This window comes from Advenella sp. FME57, from assembly GCF_014897675.1.
Lineage (GTDB): Bacteria > Pseudomonadota > Gammaproteobacteria > Burkholderiales > Burkholderiaceae_B > Advenella.
Genome location: NZ_JABUXU010000014.1, coordinates 68,961 through 89,644, shown reverse-complemented (window position 1 = coordinate 89,644; position 20,684 = coordinate 68,961). Strand labels below are relative to the sequence as shown.

At 55.0% G+C, this 20,684-nt stretch carries 17 protein-coding genes; 8 read left to right on the top strand and 9 right to left on the bottom strand.

Going from position 1 to position 20,684, the window contains the following annotated elements:
* The first annotated feature begins 11 nt into the window (after positions 1–11).
* The 6 genes from INT32_RS16165 (at position 12) to INT32_RS16140 (ending at position 8,012) form a co-directional block, all read left to right on the top strand.
* Positions 12–1,259, top strand: coding sequence for a D-amino acid dehydrogenase (locus tag INT32_RS16165; RefSeq protein WP_193089749.1), 1,248 nt, complete (start codon positions 12–14; stop codon positions 1,257–1,259).
* Between the two features lie 86 nt (positions 1,260–1,345).
* Complete coding sequence (locus tag INT32_RS16160) at positions 1,346–2,941, top strand: ABC transporter substrate-binding protein (protein ID WP_193089748.1); 1,596 nt, start codon at positions 1,346–1,348, stop codon at positions 2,939–2,941.
* A 7-nt stretch (positions 2,942–2,948) separates the two neighbouring features.
* The gene (locus INT32_RS16155) at positions 2,949–3,890 is read left to right on the top strand and encodes an ABC transporter permease (RefSeq protein WP_193089747.1); all 942 of its coding nucleotides are present in this window, start codon (positions 2,949–2,951) and stop codon (positions 3,888–3,890) included.
* 9 nt (positions 3,891–3,899) lie between these two features.
* Positions 3,900–4,808, top strand: a complete 909-nt coding sequence (locus tag INT32_RS16150) for an ABC transporter permease (RefSeq protein WP_193089746.1) — start codon at positions 3,900–3,902, stop codon at positions 4,806–4,808.
* The gene (locus INT32_RS16145) at positions 4,805–6,493 is read left to right on the top strand and encodes an ABC transporter ATP-binding protein (RefSeq protein ID WP_193089745.1); all 1,689 of its coding nucleotides are present in this window, start codon (positions 4,805–4,807) and stop codon (positions 6,491–6,493) included. The genes INT32_RS16150 and INT32_RS16145 overlap by 4 nt, the downstream gene beginning before the upstream one ends.
* Positions 6,494–6,539: 46 nt before the next feature.
* Positions 6,540–8,012 (top strand): amidohydrolase family protein, encoded by a 1,473-nt coding sequence (locus INT32_RS16140; protein WP_193089744.1) that lies wholly within the window; start codon positions 6,540–6,542, stop codon positions 8,010–8,012.
* A 118-nt stretch (positions 8,013–8,130) separates the two neighbouring features.
* On the opposite strand, the gene INT32_RS16135 is transcribed toward INT32_RS16140, so the two are convergent.
* From INT32_RS16135 to INT32_RS16120, 4 genes are all read right to left on the bottom strand, one after another.
* Positions 8,131–8,949 (bottom strand): fatty acid hydroxylase family protein, encoded by an 819-nt coding sequence (locus INT32_RS16135; RefSeq protein WP_193089743.1) that lies wholly within the window; start codon positions 8,947–8,949, stop codon positions 8,131–8,133.
* Between the two features lie 49 nt (positions 8,950–8,998).
* Complete coding sequence (locus INT32_RS16130) at positions 8,999–10,372, bottom strand: MFS transporter (RefSeq protein WP_193089742.1); 1,374 nt, start codon at positions 10,370–10,372, stop codon at positions 8,999–9,001.
* Positions 10,373–10,792: 420 nt separating this feature from the next.
* Positions 10,793–12,082, bottom strand: a complete 1,290-nt coding sequence (locus INT32_RS16125; RefSeq protein ID WP_193089741.1) for an iron-containing alcohol dehydrogenase — start codon at positions 12,080–12,082, stop codon at positions 10,793–10,795.
* 3 nt (positions 12,083–12,085) lie between these two features.
* Entirely contained in the window at positions 12,086–12,787 is a 702-nt protein-coding gene (locus INT32_RS16120) for an alpha/beta fold hydrolase (protein ID WP_193089740.1), read from the bottom strand.
* A gap of 150 nt (positions 12,788–12,937) precedes the next feature.
* Between INT32_RS16120 and INT32_RS16115 the strand changes: the two genes are divergently transcribed.
* Positions 12,938–13,651: a GntR family transcriptional regulator gene (locus INT32_RS16115; RefSeq protein WP_193089739.1), complete on the top strand. Its 714-nt coding sequence runs from the start codon at positions 12,938–12,940 to the stop codon at positions 13,649–13,651.
* A gap of 198 nt (positions 13,652–13,849) precedes the next feature.
* Here the strand turns inward: INT32_RS16115 and INT32_RS16110 are convergent, their stop codons facing one another.
* Both INT32_RS16110 and INT32_RS16105 read right to left on the bottom strand, forming a co-directional pair.
* The gene (locus tag INT32_RS16110; RefSeq protein WP_193089738.1) at positions 13,850–14,857 is read right to left on the bottom strand and encodes a tripartite tricarboxylate transporter substrate binding protein; all 1,008 of its coding nucleotides are present in this window, start codon (positions 14,855–14,857) and stop codon (positions 13,850–13,852) included.
* 140 nt (positions 14,858–14,997) lie between these two features.
* Positions 14,998–15,867 carry a fumarylacetoacetate hydrolase family protein gene (locus INT32_RS16105; protein WP_193089737.1) on the bottom strand — a complete coding sequence of 290 codons (870 nt, stop codon included), beginning with the start codon at positions 15,865–15,867 and terminating at the stop codon, positions 14,998–15,000.
* A gap of 125 nt (positions 15,868–15,992) precedes the next feature.
* On the opposite strand from INT32_RS16105, the gene INT32_RS16100 reads away from it, so the two are divergent.
* Complete coding sequence (locus tag INT32_RS16100; protein WP_193089736.1) at positions 15,993–16,709, top strand: FadR/GntR family transcriptional regulator; 717 nt, start codon at positions 15,993–15,995, stop codon at positions 16,707–16,709.
* A 90-nt stretch (positions 16,710–16,799) separates the two neighbouring features.
* Here INT32_RS16100 and INT32_RS16095 read toward each other — a convergent pair whose 3' ends face one another.
* The 3 genes from INT32_RS16095 to INT32_RS16085 are packed head-to-tail and all read right to left on the bottom strand — an operon-like array spanning position 16,800 to position 20,678.
* Positions 16,800–17,411, bottom strand: coding sequence for a sarcosine oxidase subunit gamma (locus tag INT32_RS16095; protein WP_193089735.1), 612 nt, complete (start codon positions 17,409–17,411; stop codon positions 16,800–16,802).
* Positions 17,401–20,403 (bottom strand): sarcosine oxidase subunit alpha family protein, encoded by a 3,003-nt coding sequence (locus INT32_RS16090; protein WP_193089734.1) that lies wholly within the window; start codon positions 20,401–20,403, stop codon positions 17,401–17,403. The genes INT32_RS16095 and INT32_RS16090 overlap by 11 nt, the downstream gene beginning before the upstream one ends.
* Positions 20,400–20,678, bottom strand: coding sequence for a sarcosine oxidase subunit delta (locus INT32_RS16085; RefSeq protein WP_193089733.1), 279 nt, complete (start codon positions 20,676–20,678; stop codon positions 20,400–20,402). Before INT32_RS16085 ends, INT32_RS16090 begins: the two co-directional genes overlap by 4 nt.
* Positions 20,679–20,684: the final 6 nt, after the last annotated feature.

Here is a 20,684-nt window from a genome sequence, read left to right as displayed (position 1 = left end):
CGGGAGCCAGCATGCATATTATTGTGATCGGCGCCGGTATTATAGGCATGACCAGCGCCTATTATCTGTCAAAAATGGGGCATCAGGTCACGGTTGTTGATGCCTGCGCAGGCCCAGGGCAGATGACCAGCAAGGCCAATGGCGCCCAATTGAGCTACAGCTTTGTGGCGCCGCTGGCCGAACCCGCGGTTCTGCCCAAATTGCCCGCATGGTTGCTTAGTGCCCAATCACCCTTGTCATTGCGGTTGCGCGCCGATCCGCAGCAATGGCGCTGGGCCATGGCATTTCTGGCAGCCTGCCGCAATGAAAAAAGCCGGCAGACGAGCGCAGAACTGCTGGCGCTGGGCTTGTACAGCAGGCAAATGGTGCACCAACTCATTGCAGATGAAATGTTGTCGTTTGACTTCAGCAGTTCCGGAAAGCTGCTGGTGTATCAGGATGCCGCCTCCTATGCGGCTGCCAGAAAACAGATGGACTATCAGGCAGCGCTGGGTTCCACGCAAGTAGCACTGGACCGCAAGCGTTGCCTGGAATTGGAGCCGGCATTGCGCGGCATTCGGGAGCAGATTGCCGGCGGTATTTTCACCCGTAGTGAAGATGCCGGCGATTGCCTGAAGCTGTGCTGCGAACTGGAACGCAAATTGCGCCAGGGGCCGCAGAAAGTTGAATTTTTTTATAACACGCCTGTCATGCGCCTGCATCACCAAGACGGTCGTGTTACGCGGTTGCAGACGCAGGCTGGCGATATGACGGCAGACGCCTATGTCATTGCCAATGGTATTGGCGCGCAGGTATTGGCCCGCCAGGCCGGTTTCAATCCCCTTATTTATCCGCTCAAGGGATACAGCCTCACTTACGAATTGACATCGCAAAGCGAGGCTCCTCGCGTCAGTGTCAGCGACGTGCATAACAAAGTCGTCTACGCGCGCCTGGGTAACCGCTTGCGCGTTGCGGGTATGGTAGACATTGGCGACAGTTCGAACAGCATTCATCCCAGGCGTATCGCCAGTCTCAAGCGGGCGGTCGAGCACTATTTGCCGGCGCTGCATCCAGCTGACGAACCCGTGGCATGGGCGGGGTTGCGTCCCGCGCGCCCGGACAGCAAACCCTTGATTGGCCAGACGCCGTTAAGAAACCTCTGGATCAATGCAGGCCAGGGTGCGCTTGGCTTTACGCTTGCAGCAGGCAGCGCCGCCTTGCTTGCAAATCGGCTTTCAGGCGTTCCCACAACGGTTGCAGACAACCTTTTCGCTCCTTAATGCAGGATGCAGTAGCACGTGTACTGGCTACAGTTGACCATGCGTCAAGTGCGCCAGCCCCTTATATCGAGTACAGGAGAAATACCATGATGCACAAGACCAAGCAATTGACCGCTTTGAGGAATATGGCACTGGGTATGGCACTGGCTGCCGCCTTGTCGTGCGTGCCGGCCGTTCAGGCACAAACCGTCACAGCAGTGATGCAATCAGGACTGCGTGTCATGGATCCGGTCATCAGTACCGCATTCATGACACGCGACCATGGCTACATGATTTACGACACTTTGGTGGGCACCGACGCCAGCTTCAAGATGCAACCGCAAATGGCCGACTGGAAGGTATCTGCCGATGGCAAGTCCTACACCTTTACCCTGCGCGAAGGTCTCAAATGGCACGACGGCGCACCGGTTACTTCAGAGGACTGTGTCGCCTCCATCAAGCGCTGGGCCGAAAAGGACTCTACCGGCCAGGTATTGATGACGATGGTGGCCGATATCAAGGTCGTCGACAGCAAGGTATTTGAAATCAGCCTGAAGGAACCCACCACATTATTGCTATCGGGTCTGGGCAAGCTCAGTTCGCGCCCTGCGTTCATGATGCCAAAACGCATTGCCGAAACACCGTCATCCAAACCGATTACCGAATACATCGGGTCCGGACCGTTCAAGTTTGTCCAGTCCGAGTTCAGGCCCGGGCTGCGGGTTGTATACGAACGAAATAATGACTATGTGCCGCGCAGCGAACCGGCTAGCTGGACGGCCGGCGGCAAGGTGGTCAATGTTGACCGCGTGCAATGGGTCGCCATGCCGGACCAGATGACACCCATCAATGCATTGATGAACGACGAAATTGATTTCATCCAGCAAGTGCCATTTGATCTGCTGCCCATGGTTCAGGACCAGGAAAATATCAAGGTCGAGGTGCTGGACAAGCTGGGCGCCTGGACGTACTTCCGGTTCAATCACTTGCATGCGCCATTCAATAACCGGCTGATCCGCCAGGCCGCGATGTACGCGGTCGGGCAGGAAAATGTCCTTAAGGCGCTGGTTGGCAACCCGCAATACTACAAACCGTGCGCGGCTGTTTTCGGATGTGGCAATCCATATGAAAATGACTATGGCAAAGAGATCGTTGTGCCGGCTAACATAGAGAAAGCGCAGGCGCTGCTCAAGCAGGCCAATTATGATGGTACGCCGGTTGTGATTTTGCAGCCGACTGATATTGCCATGCTGTCTGCGCAACCGGTCGTGATCGGCGATGCCTTGCGCAAGGCCGGTTTCAAGGTTGATATGAAGACCATGGATTGGCAGACGGTCGCCACTCAGCAAAGCAATCAGAAATCGCCCGCCGAAGGCGGATGGAATATTTTTTCCACATACAGCATTCTGGCGACCAGCGGTGATCCGTTTGGTAATACGACGATTGCTTCAAACGGAAAAAAAGCCTGGGCCGGCTGGCCGGATGTGCCGCAAATCGAATCGTTGCGACTTGAATTTGCACGAGCCAAAGATGATGCCGAGCGCAAGAAAATTACCGCCCAGCTGCAAAAGCTGGTGATCGACGAAGGCGTGGTTGCGCCACTGGGACAATTTCTCATCCCTGCCGCGTACAGTACCAAGCTGTCCGGTGTCTTGCAGTCGCCGGTAACCGTGTTCTGGAACCTGAAAAAATCGGATAAGTGAGTCAGCCATGATTACTTATATCGCCCGTCGGCTTCTGGCAACACTACCGGTCATCATGATGGTTGCTGTCGTCATCTTCGCCATTCTTCGTCTGACACCGGGAGATCCTGCTGCCATTATTGCCGGAGATGATGCAACTGCGGCTCAGCTTGAGCAAATCCGCCAGGCCATGGGGCTGGATCAACCAATTTATACGCAATTTATTGTCTGGGTCACTCGTCTGCTTCAGGGAGACCTTGGCGTCTCGCTGTTGTCGGGCACACCGGTGCTGCAGATGATTGTCGGGCGTATGGGGCCAACGCTGGCGCTGGCTGTGTCAACCATCGTGCTGACGGTAATCATTGCCATTCCGTTGGGCGTCATTGCCGCTTGGCGGCAAGGCAAACTGCTGGATCGCCTGATCATGAGCCTGTCTGTGCTGGGGTTTTCGATTCCCACCTTTGTGGTTGGCTATTTACTGATCTATTTTTTCGCCATACAGCTGGACTGGCTGCCGGTACAGGGTTACAAACCGCTGTCGGCAGGGCTGCTGCCTTTTGCGCAGCGATTGATTCTGCCCACCCTGGCGCTGAGCGCTATTTACGTGGCACTGATCGCCCGAATCACACGCAGCAGTATTATCGAAGTCATGGGCGAAGACTATATCCGCACCGCGCGCGCCAAGGGCCTGAAAGAAAAATCGGTCCTGATGCGGCACGCCTTGCGCAACGCTGCCGTACCCATTGTTACGGTCATCGGTATAGGTATTGCCTCCCTGATCAGCGGCGTTGTGGTTACCGAATCGGTCTTCAATCTGCCGGGCCTGGGGCGGCTGGTTGTCGAAGCGGTGCTCGCGCGTGACTATCCGGTTATCCAGGGACTGATACTGCTTTTTTCAATCGTGTATATCCTGATCAATCTGATTGTCGATCTGCTGTATACGGTTTTCGATCCAAGAATCCGTTATTGAAGGACTACCATGACTATCCCACTCTCTTCAGAAACGCTGCCGGTTTCGGCCCCAGGGCAGCCAGTTGCGGAACATTATTCGACTTTGCCCGGCCAGCTGCGCGCGGCGCTTGGCAGTATTCCGGTCCTGATTGCATTTGTAATGTTCGTGCTTATCATTTTTGTGGCCGTATGCGCGCCCTTACTTGGCACCATAGACCCGGTGGCCATCAATCCGGCTGAAAGACTGGCCAAAGTGTCGTCCGCGCACTGGCTGGGAACCGATGCTTTCGGACGCGATACCTATTCACGCGCACTGTACGGTGCCCGGGTTTCCCTGATCGTCGGTATCGGCGCCACTGTGATGAGCCTGATCGCCGGTTTGTTCATCGGGGTGATTGCCGGTTATTTCAAATTTGCCGATGGCATCATCATGCGGGTGATGGACGGCATCATGGCCATTCCCGGCATCCTGCTGGCCATCGCCCTGGTGTCGCTCACCGGTGGTAGTCTGGCCACGGTCCTCGTCGCCATTACGATTCCCGAAATTCCGCGTGTGGTGCGACTGGTGCGTGGCGTGATTCTGTCGGTGCGTGCCGAGCCCTATGTAGAGGCAGCCGTTTCTCTGGGTACACGGGTGCGCACCATTCTGTGGCGCCATATGATTCCCAATACCGTGGCGCCGCTGATCGTGCAGGGCACCTATATTTTTGCTGCCGCCATTCTTACCGAGGCGACCTTAAGTTTCCTGGGCGCCGGGCTGCCGCCGGAGATTCCATCGTGGGGCAATATGATGTCCGAGGGGCGCATGTATTTTCGCTTGCTGCCGGGATTGATCCTATATCCCGGTATCCTGCTCGCACTGACATTGCTCTGCGTCAATATCCTGGGCGATGTATTGCGTGATGTGCTGGATCCAAGAATGGCAAAAAAATCATGAATCAAGACACTATCAAAAACACGGAAAATGCAGCGGAACCGGTGCTGCGGGTGCGCGATCTTTCGGTGCGTGTTGCAAGCGCAAGCACGGAAAAACGTGTGGTCAATAACGTCAGCTTTGATGTATTTGCGGGTGAAACGCTCTGTGTGGTGGGCGAGTCGGGATCAGGCAAATCGGTATCCTCCTATACCGTGATGGGCCTGCTGGGCCAGGACAGCCTGCAAGCGTGCAACGGTAGCATCCTGCTCGATGGAGAAGACGTACTGAAAGCCAGTGCGAAGCGTCTGCGCGAGCTGCGGGCCACCAGAATGTCGATGATTTTCCAGGAGCCAATGACTGCGCTCAATCCAGTGCAGAAGGTGGGGCGACAAATTGACGAGGTACTACGGATCCATAGCAATATGTCTGCAAAACAACGTCGCCAGGCGGTACTGCTTATGCTTGAATCGGTTCATATGCCCGATCCTGAACGTATCTACGACGCTTATCCGCACCAGTTGTCTGGCGGGCAGCGGCAGCGGGTCGTCATTTCAATGGCGCTGATTCTGCAGCCCAGGCTGCTGATTGCCGATGAACCGACCACGGCGCTGGATGTCACTACCCAGAAACAGATTTTGCTGCTGATCCGTGAACTTCAGATAAAAAACAATATGGCCGTGCTGTTTATCACGCACGATTTTGGCGTGGTTGCAGAAATTGCCGATCGGATTGTGGTGATGAACAAGGGCGAGATCATGGAAACAGGCACGCGTGACGCTATCCTGAGAAACCCCGCGAATGCGTACAGTCGCATGCTGGTATCTTCGGTACCCAGCCTGATGCCCAAGCAGCGTGAACAGAACAACGGAGAAAAGGTGCTGGATGTGTCGGGCCTGGTTAAAACCTATTCTGAAAAAAAGCTATGGGGAACCGGACGCCATATCACTGCTGCCAACAATATCAACCTGACCCTGAATCGTGGAGAAATTGTCGGGATTGTGGGCGAGTCCGGCTCCGGCAAATCAACCGTTGCACGCTGTATCGTCAGGCTGCTGCAACCGAGTTCGGGCCAGATCCATATCAAGGGCCGGGATATTGCGCAGCTCTCGGGCAGCCAGTTGCGGCCCATGCGCCAGCGTATCCAGATTGTCTTTCAGGATCCCTATCGCTCCCTGAACCCGCGTATTACGGTGGGCGACTCGATCATCGAGGGACTGCTCAATTTCGGCATGTCAAAAAATACCGCGATGGACAGGGCGGCCGAGTTGATGCAGCTTGTGGGCCTGACCAAAGATGCATTGCAGCGATATCCTCATCAATTTTCTGGCGGACAACGACAGCGTATCTGCATTGCCAGGGCGCTGGCGCTGGAGCCCGATATCCTGGTCGCCGACGAGGCGGTGTCTGCGCTCGATGTCTCGGTTCAGGCGCAGGTACTTGCACTGCTGGATGAAGTGCGCGAACGCACGGGCGTCGGCGTGCTGTTTATTACACATGACTTGCGGGTTGCTGCGCAGATTTGCGATTCCATCATCGTCATGCAACAGGGAAAAATTGTCGAATCGGGCAAGGCCCATACCGTCTTGACGACGCCAACGCAACCCTATACCCGATCGCTGATCGATGCCGCACCCGGCAGGCACTGGGATTTCCAGAATTTTCGTGCCGTGTCCGAAGCAGGGGATCAGGCACAATTGCCGGCGTGAGCGATGTCCATTCTCCCAAGACATCCAAAAATTTTAGAGGTCAGAAATGAACACACATTATGATGTTTTGATTGTAAATGGCGATGTGGTCGACGGCACTGGCAGCGCGCGTTTTACCGCCGACGTTGCCATCCTGGGCGAGCGCATCGCGCACATTGGCGATTTGTCGCAGGCGACGGCAGATAAAGTGATTGATGCCAGCGGCCTGATCGTTTGCCCGGGGTTCATCGATGCCCATACTCACGATGACAGACTGATGCTGTCAGATGGGGATATGGCGCCCAAGGTAAGCCAGGGAATCACAACCGTGATTGGCGGCAATTGCGGCATTTCTCTGGCGCCAATGCCTCGGAAAATTCCTGATCCGGTAACGCCGCCGCTGAATCTGCTGGATGAGCAAGGCGGCTGGTTCCGGTTTCGCAGTTTCGCGCAATACGTCAGCGAACTGAGCGCCCACCCGGCCGCCACCAATTGCGCCATGTTGGTCGGTCATTCGACCTTGCGCGTTGCAACGATGGGCGACGTTACCAGAGCGGCAACCGAAAGCGAAATATCAGCGATGCAGGAGCTGGTCGTCGAAGCCATGGAGGCCGGCGCCATTGGTGTGTCCACTGGGCTGGTCTATCCGCCCGCGGTGGCTGCGCCCACGCAGGAAGTGATTGACGTTTGCGCTCCATTGGCGCGCTATGGCGGCATTTATTGCACGCATATGCGCGATGAGGGGGATCGTGTCATCGAATCACTGGAAGAGTCGTTCCTGATCGGACGGCAGGTTGGCGTGCCCGTCGTTATTTCGCATCATAAAGTGGTTGGCGTTCAGAATCACGGTCGCTCGGCCGAAACGCTGGCGTATATCGCTGACCATATGACCAGGCAGCCTATTTGTCTTGATTGCTATCCATACGACGCCTCTTCTACTATCTTGTCGGCAAAGCTGGTGGCCAATTCGACACGGGTAACGGTGACCTGGTCAAAAGGTCTGCCGGAGATGGCCGGGCAGGATTTGACGCAGATCGCAAGCAGATTGAATGTAAGCACCGAAGAGGCCATCGAGAAATTGTTGCCCGCCGGTGCGATTTACTATCGGATGGATGACGCCGACGTACAGCGCATCCTGCAGTTTGATGACACGATGATCGGCTCCGATGGCCTGCCTCATGATGAAAAACCCCATCCCCGACTATGGGGAAGCTTTCCACGGGTGCTCGGCCATTACAGCCGTGGCCTGGGGCTGTTTTCCCTGGAGAAGGCGCTGCATAAAATGACTGGATTGACTGCAGGCAAGTTCGGCCTGACCGACCGTGGCGTCATTCGGCAGGGCGCGTTTGCCGATGTCACACTGTTTGATGCGAAAACGGTGGCTGAGGCGTCAACCTTCGCCCACCCTGTGGCTGCTGCCATTGGCATCAGCACGGTCCTGGTCAACGGCAAGGTCGTGTGGGAGGATGGTCGACCGAGTGGACAACGCCCGGGCAGGGTGCTGCGTCGTGAAGGTCTGCCGGTTCAGGTGACGCAATAGCAAAGCCCTGTATCCGGTACCGGATACAGGGCGTGTATAGATCTATCTGGCGCACCGCGCTGCGGCCTGTATCGTATCCGCTTGGACTGGTACAGGCAGATCGGCGGCCAGGCCGGGATCAACGAGCCATTGCGCGGTCCAGCACGCTTTGCTCTTCCGACGTGAGGTTGGGCCCATCCAGGCTGACGCTGGCATCATCGTTTCGATATTTTCTGATGATCGGTTTGAGCTCTTCCTTGATATGTTTTTCACTGTAGCCATTGAACAGGTGGCCAAGCAGTCCGCGATCAAGATCGCTGGATTTCATGAACCAGTCTGCAATTGGGAAAGTCAGGTTCATGTTGTAATGCATCATCAGCCCCATATTATGATGGGCTGTGTGATGGCGTCGGATAGTATTGATAAAGGGCACATTTCTGACGAACCAGTTGTCATGGACGTGGCAGCAGTAATGGAAGGTCTCATAAACCAGATACTGCAGTACCATTGTCAGGAAAACAACATAACCGGCATTGGGATTGATAATGACCGACGCCAGATAGCCCAGGAACAGGCCACCGACGCCAAGCGTGAGCAAGACCCGCCATGGAAAAAAGACAATCCTGAATTCGCGGCTCGAATCTATCGTAATGTCATTGTCAGTGAAATACTGATGATGTTGCCGGGTATGTCTTTCGTAAATGGCACGCAGGGCAAAGACGTCGATACGCTTGTGCATTACGTAGGTATGCATTGCCCATTCGACGAAGTTGCCCGCCAGGAAAACGGGAATAATCAATAAATACTCCCAGGTAGCCGTTGTCAGTTGCGATAGGCAATAGATGACTGCGGCTATACCAACCGCATACATCACGCCGATGTGCACCAGGCCGTTATACAAGGGACTGATATCGCTTTGATATTGTTCGCGAAATTTTCGTTGCCTTTCGGTCATCATAATAATTACTCCTGAAATAAAATCTCAATTGCAAACAGTGAACGGTGCCTTAACCGGATATGTCTTCCAGTGCCCGGCCACGGGTCTCCACGCCCAGTACGATGACAACCACAGCAGCGATGACAAATGAGACTGCACCTAGCGTAAACACGCCAGTCTGTCCTGCCACAGGCAGAAGAATGCCGACGGCAAAGGGACCCACAAAAGAGCCCAGCCGACCAATGGCTGAAGCAAAGCCGGCGCCGGTGGCACGGATGCGGGTCGGATACAACTCAGGGGTATAGGCGTACAGAATGGACCACATGCCAAAAAGACAGAACTGCATGAACATGCCGGACATCATCAGATAGTGAAGTTCACCCTTGACGCTTGCCACGTGCCCGTAGATGTATACCGAAACGGCACTGCCCAGCAGCAACAGAACACACGTAGGCTTGCGGCCGATTTTTTCGATAATCCAGGAAGCGAAGATAAAGCCGGGAATGCCTGCCAGTGAAATAGTGACGGTGTATTGCACGGATTTGGTCACTTCGTAACCGGCCTGCTGCAGCAATGCGCCAAGCCAGCTGGTCAGGCCGTAATAGCCCATCAGTGCAAAGAACCACAGGATCCACAGCATCAGGGTGCGGCGTCCGTAGTCGCCCTTCCACAACTCAGAGAAGCTGTTGCCCGAAGCAGGCTGCGCGGCAGCGGCCGGCAGTGAGACAACGGGAGGCAACTCCTTGTTGTTAAGCGTTTTGCGCACATGATTTTCCATGATGGTCATGACGCTGTCGGCTTTTTCGCTTTGCCCGGAGTCAGACAGCCAGCGTGGCGATTCAGGAACGTGACGGCGGATATAGAAAACGAACACAGCAGGGACTGCCAGCACAAAGAAAATACCGCGCCAGCCGATGGGCTCCAGCAATAGATAGCTCAGCAGACCGGAACAGATGAAGCCGATAGGCCAGAAACCTTCCAGGATGGCCAGATACCTGCCGCGGCGGTTGGAGGGGACAATTTCCGATACGATCGACAGACCGACCGGAAATTCCATGCCCATGCCGAAACCCAGAACGATGCGACTGGCAATCAGCATGTTGACATCGGTCGATAGACCGCAGAACAGACTGCCGAGGCCCCAGAACACCATACTGACCTGGAAGACGGGTTTGCGGCCAAACCGGTCGGCCAAGATGCCGGCAACAGCGGCGCCGATCAGCATGCCAAGAAAACTGGCGCTGGCCACAATCCCGGTCTGGGCAATGCTCAGACCGAACTCGGCTTTGATCGACCCCAGTATAAAAGTCATGACGCCCAGGTCCATCGAATCAAAGAACCAAGCGGTCGCAATAATACAGAATAGCTTGGTTTGATAGCTTGTCATTGGGAGCCGTTCCATACGGCCTGAAATATCCGATGGCGTAATAGGTATAGATGCCATTGCCTGTCTCCTTGTCAATATATTTTTATTGAATTTAACTGATATACCACTGAAATGCAATAGAAATATATCATGAATGTGATATGGCGATAGGCGTGATCATTGCGGCAGGGGCCTGGGCACAGGGCGTGCCGGCGCTGGTTCAGGCATTGAATGCATAATCCGGTTCGCGCCGGTTCATCTGAAAAAATCAAGCGGATCGATCACAGTCGCAATGAAGGTGGGCATGCGTATTTGCAAGACGCCGGAGGTCCCGCGCAGGCAGGCTCGGCTGTCGGAGCGGCCCGATTGGTATGAGCAGGAGCGCTGGCTGCCCCTGTTCAGCCGATATGTGATGCGCCACTGTGTGTGGATTTTTTGAAAGGGCAGGGCAACGCGCAGCAGCACCCAGGCGGGTGCGTGTGCAAGTTATTCGGAGGCCTAAGCCACTTGGCTGTCCTGCTCTAGCTGCAGAACAGGGACCGGTGCGTCGGTAAAGTCGCCAGCCCATGCATTTGCAATAATGCGCAGATATGACGCAGACGTATCCGGGACGGGGAAAGCGTTGCGCAGACGGGTCACGCTCATTGCATCTGCGTACAGACGCGGCAGATCGACTTCTTTGATGCCAAAATCTTTCAGGTTATTGGGAATGCCCAGCTCGCTGACCAGCGTCTGAAGTGTTTGCACCAGTTGCAAAACCGTGTCCTGTTCCTGCTTGTTTCCCTGTCCAGTTACGCCAAATATGGCGGCAATTTCTTTGAGTTCCTGCATGCGTCTGTCGCGCAACTCATACAAAACATAGGGAAGAATGACTGCGTTGGTGCGGCCGTGCGTTTCATGGGTCAATCCGGCAATACTGTACGCGATGCCATGAACCGCGTTCAATCCTGCGCTGCCATAAGACAGGCCGGCAAACACGCTGGCGTAACTCATGCCGATGCGCGCCTGCGAGTCGGCGCCGTTCAGGTAAGCCTGTCGCAGGTGCCGGGCGCAAAGCGTAATGGATTCGCGAGCGAACATCTTGCTCAAGTGGGTGCGACCACTGTAGCCTGGATCCGGATTGTTGTTGCGCTCAAACTGGTTCGAATCCATGGTGACATAGGACTCGATGGCGTGGATCAGCGCGTCGATGCCCGAGTCGGCAGTCACGCGAGGCGGACAGGTATAGGTGAACTGTGGATCGATAAGAGCAATGAATGGCCGTAAGCGATTATCCATCAAGGCAATCTTTGTCGCGTTGTCGGGGTCGATCAGAATGGCGCCTGGGGTGACTTCCGAGGCCGTGCCCGACGTTGTGGGCATGGCGATAAAGGGCAGTGGTTCGTCGTTGCCAATGCCATCTTTATAGTGCGTGACCGGTTTTTTGCTGCGTAATGTCAGTGTCAGCGCTTTGGCCAGATCCATATTGCTGCCGCCGCCCAGCGCGATGACATGATCAGGCGTCTGGCCCTGTGTCTGGGCAAGGATGTGCTGCGTCGCCTGATCACACAGTGTCGTGGATGGGTCCGGTTCGCCGTCGCTGTAGACGTAAGTGCTGATCCCGCATTTGCTGGCAGCTTGCACATATTCGTTGACCCACGGCGTCTGTTCCGCGAAATAGCGATCGGTAACCAGTATGCCGTTGTGGTAGCCCAGTTTGGCCAGCAGGGCAGGCAGCTCATGTCTGGCCCCTTCCCTGATGATAAGGCGAGAGGGGGCGCAGAAAAACAGATGGTCGTCAAAATTCATGCATTACTCCAGATTGAGAAAGTCGGTAAATCCGGCTGAGACGGCGGCGGTGTTCTCAGTCAGAATAGAATGGCCCGCATTTTCTATCGTGAGAAAAGTTGGGTTCGCAAGCAGGTCGCGAAACTGGGCAACTAGCGGCAAGGGTGAATCTTCATCCCGGGTGCCGCTCATAATCAGGCAGGGGACGTCCACCAACTTGCACTGTTCGCGCATTGAGCGCCTGGCAATGGATTGCCAGGTCCACATGACTGCATGGTGCCCGGCCGCGTCCTGCAGTTTCAGCCGTTGTTCGCGTTCGCTGATCTCGTCAAGTAAACTTGCTTGTGTCGTTTGCGTAAACCAGGAGACCTGGCTGATATCCGGTACCCCGGACAGCAAAATCATTTTATCGGGTCGTTTTGCCTGTGCACGGCCGGCAAAGGCGAGGGCAACACTAACGCCCATGCTCCAGCCGGCAAGGCAATAAGACTGGTCATCATTGATATACTTGTGTACGGTGTCTTCAATCACACTTGTAAACGACTCCAGGGTCATGTCCCGTTCAGAGCAGTCTTTCTGAGCGCCTCGTCCCGGCAGGTTCGGCAAAATGAATGTGCAGTGGTTAGCCAGTTGGGCTGCCAGCGGCAGCCAGACGCGGTTAGTCCCCTGTATGCCGTGTATAGCGATGATTTTGATGGGGCCCGCGCCGTGAATCAATGTATCCATAGTGTTGTTATTGATGAATGACCAGAAAAAGCAAGTCGATTAAAATGATGTGAGCAACAAATATATTAGTTGTATAATACTCACGTGTGTGATTTTTCACAATAGCCGGAAGAAAAACGATTTTTTTCCGGTCAACCTTTTCGTGACATCATGGCCTCAAATAACGCATCGAATCTACAGAATAATCAAGACCTTGTTGCGGAACTCGTTTCGCTTCAACCCAAAGTCAAACTGACCGATATTGCCTATCAAAAGCTTGAACAGGCCATTACCATGCTGGTACTGGAGCCGGGCTGTTCTGTTTCGGAACAGCAACTGTGCGAGTTGACCGAAATTGGTCGCACACCGGTACGGGAAGCGGTGCAGCGACTGGCCCGCGAGCATCTGATTATCGTTTTGCCTCAGCGCGGCTTGTTTATTCCCGAGATCAATATTCGCAAACAGTTGAAACTGCTCGAGGCGCGCCGGGAAGTTGAGCGACTGGTCTGCCGGATGTCGGCAAAGCGCTGCACGGACCAGGAACGACTTGCCTTTGTGCAATTGCATGAGCAATTTAAGGAGTCGGCCAGGCTGTCCGATGTAGACCAGTTCCTGAAAGCGGACAGAATGCTCAATGAATTGACATTGAAGGCAGCCCGCAATGAATTTGCAGAAGGGGCCATGCGCCTGATGCATGGGTTGTCCCGTCGATTTTGGTATTTTTATTTCAAGAAATCGAATGACCTGGAAACCATGGCGCTGTTGCACGCCGATGTTGCCCAAGCCATCGGCCAGCAGGACGCGGATAAAGCGGCTCAGGCATCAGACAAACTGCTGGACTACATCGAGTTTTATACCAAGGAAAGCGTATCCGATTTTATGTAGCAGGCGTGCCGTTGGGCAGCGACGGCCTGCATGGGAATGCCTGCCAAATACAAATCGAGCGCGTGCGGCGGGCACCGTGACAGCGTGATGTGATCACGTAATCAGGGTGTCGATTCGATGCGCCCGTTTTTCTGGCTTTGGCATGTTTCCCAATGAAGCATCGCGGTGTGACGCGCCAGGCCAGTGCAGTGCCATCAATTATTCAATTTTTCCCATTTTCTGTACCGTTGCTGCAATGCCTTGTGCATCCTGTTTCCAGTATTGGGCAAAGGCGTCAGCAGGCAGATAGTCCAGTGGACTGCCTGTGTTGCCGATGGTTTTGGCAAAAGCAGGATCGGCAGCGATTTTATCCAAACTGGTTTTCAATGTCTCTGTGACCTCGGCTGGTGCATCGGTGGGTACAAAAACCCCAGACCACTGGATAAAGGTGGCGTCGTGCCCAAGCGACTTCAGGCTGGGTACATCTGGCATGGAAGCAATTGACTTGTCTCCCCAGTGTGCCAGCGCCCGTACTTTTCCCGCCTTGATCTGCTGGATGACGCTGGCCGGTCCGGTTGCCAGCGCCTGCACGTGGTTGCCCAGCAACCCTGCTACCGCCGGGCCAGCCCCTGTATAGGGAATGTGTGAAAGACTGATCCCGGCAGCCTGCGACAGAATTTCCATTGGAACGTGCATGGTTCCATACAAGCCGGAACTTCCATAAGTGATACCTTTCGGATTTTCCCTGGCCGCTTCAATAAAATCCTTCGCGCTCTTCCATGGCGCGTCAGCCCTGACCACAAGTACGGTTGGATCTGCAGTAATTCTTGCAATCGGCTTGAACTGATCAAGCCCATAGGCAGGCGTTCGGCCAAGAATTTTATCTGCTTCGGGCAGAATTGAAATGGACGACAGGCTCAAAAGAACGGTATAGCCATCCGGCTTTGCGTGGGCTGCCGCCCCGATGCCGATCGCGCCGCCCGCACCCGCCTTGTTTTCGATGACAACAGATTTTCCCAGTGCTTTGGACATGGCATCTGCAACCGGGCGGGCGACAGTATCGGCAACGCCACCAGGCGGAAATGGCACAATCATGGTAACGGGCCTTTCCGGGTACTGGGCCAGGGCCTGGGATGCGGTTGCAAGCGATAGCGCAAGCAACAGGGGTATCAGCTTACGGGTTGTCGTATTACTGGGTGACAATGCATTTTTATGTTTCGGTGCCATGGTGGTGTCTCCTGCCGTGACCAATTGCGATTGTGAATAGTGCTTTGTTATCGGGTTCTGCACTGCATGTTCTTGTCTGCTGAAACGGCCAGTTGTTATATGTTCAGACTGTACCGTTTTTTCTGGCTTCAATGAAATGTTCAGCCAAAGGGGTTGCTCAGTTCACCGATACCGTCTATCTGTATTCTTACGACGTCTGCGCTGCGCAAATACTGAGGCGGTGTCATACCCATGCCAACACCGGCAGGCGTGCCAGTTGCGATAATATCGCCGGGATAAAGCGTGATGCCGCGCGAGCAGGTTTCGATGAGCGTGGGCAAATCGAATATCAGATCTGTGGTGAAGGCGTCCTGGCGCAATTGCTCGTTCACCCAGCACCGTACACGCGTATTGGTTGCATCCAGTTCATCGGCGGTGACAATCCATGGTCCCATAGGACAGAAGGTATCGAACGATTTTCCCAGATCCCATTGCTGGTGACGCATTTGTATATCACGTGCCGTCACGTCGTTCACAATGGTGTAGCCAAATACGTGAGCCAGGGCGTTTTCGCGGGAAATATTTTTACCTTCCTTGCCGATAATGATTGCCAGTTCGGCTTCATAATCAATCTGGGTGGAAATAGTTCCCGGCAGCACGACCGTCTGGTCGGGTCCGATAACGCATTCGGGAACTTTGGTAAATACAATGGGCCATGAATCCGCTTTTTTATTACTGTCCCTGAATACGGTGTCGGAAAGTTCCCGGGCATGCGCGTGATAATTGCGACCCACACAGAAAAGATTGCGGCGGGGTCGGGGTATTGGGGCAAGGACGGTGGCCTTGGCCAAGTCCAGCCCTGGTGATACCGGAGTCAGGCGATCTCGCAGTACCGTATATTGCGATACCAATTGGTTCATATCTCCGTTAAAATCGGCAATGAGATCTGATATGGGCCAAAATTGGTTCTTATCCGTATCCACCAGGCATGGAGAGCTATTGTCTAGATATTTCAACGTGGCAAATTTCATTTTTTCCAATTAATTGGTCAGATAAAATGCTAATCTATCACAATAAAAATACCAAAGTGGGCTTGTATTGGTCTTTTTTATTGCCCTGTTCCTGACGCATGGCTAATACTTATTCGACGGATTCAATGACAGACAGAATTAATATCAGTAGCCAGATTCGGCTGCTTGGCGGCAAAAAACTGGCGGACTACCTCGCCGGACAAATCGTCGACGGCAAACTGAAACCAGGCATGAAACTGCCGCCGGAGCGTGAACTCAGTGAGCATTTTAATATTTCCCGTGGCGCGGTAAGGCGTGTGCTGGCGCTTTTTCGTCAGCAGGAATTGATCAGCCAAAGTATAGGCAGCGGCACCTTCGTGACCGAGCGCGCGGCGTTGCTGGCCAATCCTGATCCGCAAGATCAGGTGTCAGCGATCAGCACCAGTCCTGCAGAACTCATGGTTGCCCGTCAGTTGATCGAACCGCTGATGCCCGGCCTGATTGTCCAGAATGCCACTGTGGTGGATTTTCAGCGCATGGCCGAATGCATTGAGCGCTCAGAGGCGGCCCTGACAATTGAGGAGTTTGAACATTGGGATGAACAGTTGCATAAGGCGCTAGCGCATGCCACCCATAATTCTTTTTTTGTACAGGTTTTGAATCTGACAAACCAGGTACGCGCGCAGGGCGAATGGGGGCGGCTCAAACGCAACTCTCTCACCCCCGAAAATCGCAACTGCTATGAGGTTCAACATCGGGAAATTGTAGCAGCGCTTACTGATCGGGATGCGGAGCTCGCCAGGAAACGGTTGCTTGAGCATTTGCAACAGATAGAGATGAATCTGTTTGGCATAAACAATTGATATCGCCAGGATGGAGGTAAATGTATTTACTGCAAGCAGCACGCATGGCCGTTGTTTTAGCAAGGCCTGCCTTCATGAGCCGCTCGCTCGTCAATTGCGCCCCTCTGTATACTCCCACATCCCGTCCATCAGCATCCGCACGGCATAGTCGGCAAAACTTCGCCGCACTATTACTTCCCAGCAATCATCAGTCCTGTCATTGGGGCGGCGCAGCAGCACGGAGGTCTTGTAATAATGGCTTTGCGCACATTGCTCTGTGCCAAATACGCGAGGGTGCAGGTCCAGCGGGCAGCCTTTGGCCAAAACGCAGCGGGCTTTCGGGCCGCTCAGTTGCAATACGCTGTAGGCGCTGCTCTGGTCTGTCACGGCGCAGAAAATACCTTGCAAAGCCACGTTCAGACGCGTTGGCAGATCGCCAGCTTGTGGCCCTTTTGCCCGGATCATCCATTCGTCAGGCGAGAGCCACATGACGCAATAGTGGTCACTTTCTGCTGTGGTATTGGGTTCGGTCGGCAAGATGATGCCGATTGTATTCTGCAAGGCAGCGGTAAAATCAGTATTTTCAGGATCGCCACGCAGATTAACCAATTTTACGAACGGCACTTCAATCAGTGCCACGCGCTCGGGTGATCCGTGTTCAAAAGCACTGACGCCGCCAGTCAGGCCTGCCAGTGGGGTTTGTTGCCTGGATTCATTCAACATGCTGGCGTGCTCCTTGGGCATCATAGAAAACCGGGCTGCAGATGTGCGCCTGGGCAAACGTGCCGTCGGGCAACGCAACAGTGACCTTCTGGTGCATGCGTGACAGGCCGTTCCTGATCATAGCAAGTGCAATCGGCTGTTTCAGGGTGGGGCTCAGATAGCTTGATGTCACGTGTCCCTGCAGCGGCACTACGCCCGGCCCAGCGGCTTCATTGAGAATGGCCGCGCCTTCAGGTAATACCGTTTGCTTGTCGTCCGAGAGCAGCCCGACAAATTGCTTGCGATTGGGGCCGGCGGTGTCGCTGCGCGACAGCGAGCGCTTGCCCAGAAAGTCTTTGGACTGGGCCAGCATACCGTCCATGCCCAGGTCAATGGGGGTGGCCGATCCATCGGTGTCCTGCCCGACAATAATGAAGCCCTTTTCAGCCCGCAGAACATGCATGGCCTCGGTGCCATATGGCGTAATGCCAAACGGCTCCCCGGCACGCATCAGCGTTTCCCAGATATGATGACCGTAATTGGCGGGCATATAGACTTCATAGGACAGCTCACCCGAGAAGCTGACACGCAGGATACGTACCGTCACACCATCGATACTGCCGTGCCTGAAACTCATGAACGGAAAGGCCTGGTTGTCAAAGTCAATGTCATGACATACTTGCTGCAGAACCTTGCGGGCACAAGGGCCAGCAACCGTCGCCGTCGCATATTGGTCGGTCAGCGATGTGAGATAGACTTTCAGTTCAGGCCATTCGGTTTGCAGCCATCGCTCCATCCAGCTCATTACTTTGGCAGCGCCACTGGTGGTTGTCGAAATCAGGAAATGCTGGTCCGCCAGCCGCAGATTGACGCCATCGTCCAGGATCATGCCGTTTTCATCGAGCATTAGACCATAGCGGCAACGCCCGGGCTCCAGTTTGGTCCAGGAATTGGTGTAGATGTGATTCAAAAATGTCGCGGCGTCGGGGCCACGCACATCGATTTTACCGAGTGTGCTGTAATCGAGTAGCCCGACGCTGTTTCGCACGGCCAGGCATTCTCGTGCAACCGCCGCATCCATGGTTTCGTTGTCCCGGGGATAGTAGCGCGCACGCTTCCAGTTTCCCACATCTTCAAAAACGGCGCCGTGCGCAACATGCCATTGGTGCAGGCAGCTCTTGCGGATCGGGTCAAAATAGTCGCCCAGCTCTCGTCCGGCAATGGCACCGAAAGTGACGGGGGTGTAGTTGGGGCGGAACGTGGTCGTGCCCGTTTCCGGTATGGTCTGGCCCAGCGCTTCGGCCAGTACGGCCATGCCGTTGATGTTTCCCAGTTTGCCCTGGTCGGTGCCGAAACCCATGGCGGTATAACGCTTGACATGTTCGACGCTGCGATAACCTTCGCGCACGGCCAGGTAAATGTCGGACACAGTCACGTCATTTTGCAAATCAATAAACTGCTTGGGGCCGCGCGCTATATCCCGACCCGTGGCCGTTGACCACAGGGGTTCAATGTGGCCCGCGTGCACAGGTTCTGCCTGCCACGAGATATCGTGATCGGACTGCCAACCCAGGGTGGCAGCCGCCTGACGACCGGCCTGTACGCCGCTATCGAGGGCGCCGGCCAGGTCAAATTGACCGTTGCAAGCGCCGATCGTTGTCTGCCTGGACACCTGGCCGTCCGGTACGAAGCAGGCGTCAAGATCGCGCCAGCGGGGCTTGCCACCAGACTGGGCATACAGATGCACAACCGGGTTCCATCCGCCGGACACGGCAAGCAGATCGCAAGGCAGTGTGTGTGTTGTTGCATCACTGCCGGCCCGATTGCCCCGCTTGCGCACGGCCACGCTGTCGATATGACGTTTGCCATTGGCATGGCTGATGACTGCCTGCCACAGGATCTGTATGCCTTTTTCTGCAAGCCGTGGAGGCACGGTTGCTTCATCGGCTGCGCGAGCGTCAACCACAACAACCTGGGCGCCGCTGCGGTGCAGGTCCAGCGCAGTCTGATATGCGCTGTCATTGTTGGTAAATACCACGGCGCGTCGGCCGGGCAGCACGCCAAAGCGGTAGATATAGGTGCTGATCGCCGAAGCCAGCAAAATGCCCGGCAGGTCATTGTTGCCGAATGCGATCGGGCGTTCATGGGCGCCGGTGGCCAGAATCACATGCGCCGCGCGGATTTTCCACAGGCGTTCGCGCACGCCCTTGCGCTGTTGCAGCGGCAGATGATCGGTCAGCCGCTCGCACACCGTAACCAGGTTGTGGTCCTGATAACCGAAGGCGGTCGCGCGCGACAATAGCTGGACCTCAGGCATACTGGCTAGTTCGCCAGTGATCTGTGCGAGCCACTGTCTGGCGGGTGTGCCGTTGACAGAGGTACACGTGTGCAGCAGGCTGCCGCCCGGTTCCGATTGGTTATCAACCAGAATGACCCGTGCGCCCGTACTTGCGGCACTGTGCGCGGCAGCAAGCCCGGCAGGCCCTGCGCCCACGATCAGTACATCACAATGGGCATAGGTTTTCTCGTAGCGATCGGGATCATGTTCTCTGGGAACGTTGCCCAGGCCAGCAGCATTGCGGATGTGTTCTTCATATTTTCCCCACCAGCGTCGTGGCCACATAAAGGTTTTATAGTAAAACCCTGCCGGGATAAAGCGCGACAGATATTGCATGAACGCAAACCGATCGTGTTCAATGTCGGGCCGGGCATTGACGCTGGCCGCAGTCAGTCCTTCGTAGATTTCGACTTCGGTAGCACGCGCATTGGGAACGGTATATGGGCCGTTCTCCAGCTGGACGATGGCATTGGGTTCCTCGACGCCGGCGGTCATGATGCCTCGGGGGCGATGATACTTGAAACTGCGAGCGACAAAGTGTATGCCATTTGCAAGCAGGGCAGAGGCCAGCGTGTCGCCCTGGTAACCCAGATACCATTTGCCGTTAAATTGGAACCGCAGCGGTTTGTTTCTGTCAATACGGCCGCCATCGGCCAGGCGATGTGACTGCGTCATGTCTGCTCCTTGCCCGGCGCGCCGATTTTTTCCACCGACTTGAATTGATAATGACGGGTGTCGCGTTCGGCAATAAACCAGCGTCGACAGCCATGGGTATGCACCCATTGCTCGCGGTGGATGCCTAAAGGATTGTTGCGCATGAACAGGTAGTCGCCCCATTGTTCATCGGACAGGTGTTCGGGGTTGGCGGGGCGTTCAATACCGGCCTGGCCGCCGAAATTGAACTCGGTTTCGGCGCGCTCACCGCACCATGGGCATCGTATGACAAGCATGATTGT